At 36.3% G+C, this 1,175-nt stretch carries 1 protein-coding gene; it reads left to right on the top strand.

Features of this window, described 5'->3' with window-relative positions:
* Positions 1–141: 141 nt before the first annotated feature.
* Positions 142–1,161, top strand: a complete 1,020-nt coding sequence (locus tag M3P05_RS20360; RefSeq protein ID WP_249701966.1) for a hypothetical protein — start codon at positions 142–144, stop codon at positions 1,159–1,161.
* The last annotated feature ends 14 nt before the right edge of the window (positions 1,162–1,175 follow it).

The raw sequence follows: 1,175 nt of genomic DNA, 5'->3' as shown, positions 1-1,175 counted from the left end.
TAACGCCAATTTCAGGGGCTGCGCCGCAGGCGCAGTCCCCTGGAAATTTTTGTTAGGCGCTCTTACTCAACTGTTGGGTGTTTCTGTGAACTCTATAGCTCTCTTTTAGTTCTAAGATGAAAAGATAGTTAGGAACAAATTATGAACGTCCCAGGATTTGCAAATACTTTGTCGTCAAGTACTATTTTTGATGAAGCCTCAGGTAGGGAATCTACGGTATTAAAAAAACAAGTCTCACCTACCGATAAATTTCCAGTACAAGTTATTTCAATGCCTGACTTTATTCGAAGTGGAGTAAAAAGATTTCTTCGGGACTACTTAATTGACGAGAATACTCTTGAGCTAAGGTATACACCAAAGATATACCATGATGATATTCAGGATATATTTTCTAGAAATATTACTGAATGGGGGGGGAGATTAAAACGCGACCAGTTTATTAACTTTGTTCCAACGGCCGATGGGTGTATTCCTGTTCTATGCGAAACGCCAAGAGCATATGAGCATATTCTGAATGATCTTATTGCTCCTCCACTGCTTATAGCAGATGCAACAATTAGTCATACACCTATACAATCAGACCTTTGCCTTTACTGCCCGATGGATCGTAGTGGAGTTATAAATTGTAATTCATTTCCGAGGCAGAGATACCTTGCTACAGATTCCCTCTGTAACTGTTACTGTATTATTCTTTGGGATAGTAATAATAAAGTAGCATCAATGACTCATTTTCAAGATTATCATCTTAGCGATGATGCTATCAGAAAAACGGTAAGTAATATGCTTGAAAATGGTGCATGTGCAGAATCATTAAAAGCAAGTGTCATAGGAGGATTTAATGTTTCGTTCTCATCACCTACAACTTTTTTTAATCTTATTGCTCCAGCTCTTTCAAAAAGAAGTATAGAGCTTGTTGAGACCTTTCTAGGAAATAATAATAAAAGTCGCCCTATGTCAATCATATTCGACTTAGAGAAAGAGCAGTCATTTCATCTTATTTATTCTTCTGAAGTGAAAGATAAGTTTGGATTATCAGGAAAAGGAAAAAAATTCTCTTTTCATAACCATGATAATTCTGATGTGATTACTTATCATTGTAACATGCCAGATGATGGAGAATCTTTCATTCCTGTTAATGTGGAAACGATTCAGAAAAATTAAAAAACCCTTATACA

The sequence above is a fragment of the Parendozoicomonas callyspongiae genome (assembly GCF_023502345.1).
Classification (GTDB): domain Bacteria; phylum Pseudomonadota; class Gammaproteobacteria; order Pseudomonadales; family Endozoicomonadaceae; genus Sansalvadorimonas; species Sansalvadorimonas callyspongiae.
This window is presented reverse-complemented; position numbering and strand designations above follow the sequence as displayed.

Bases quoted from the DNA above. Each gene is read 5' to 3' on its own strand.
- M3P05_RS20360 (WP_249701966.1), top strand. From the start codon at position 142: ATGAACGTCCCAGGATTTGCAAATACTTTGTCGTCAAGTACTATTTTT.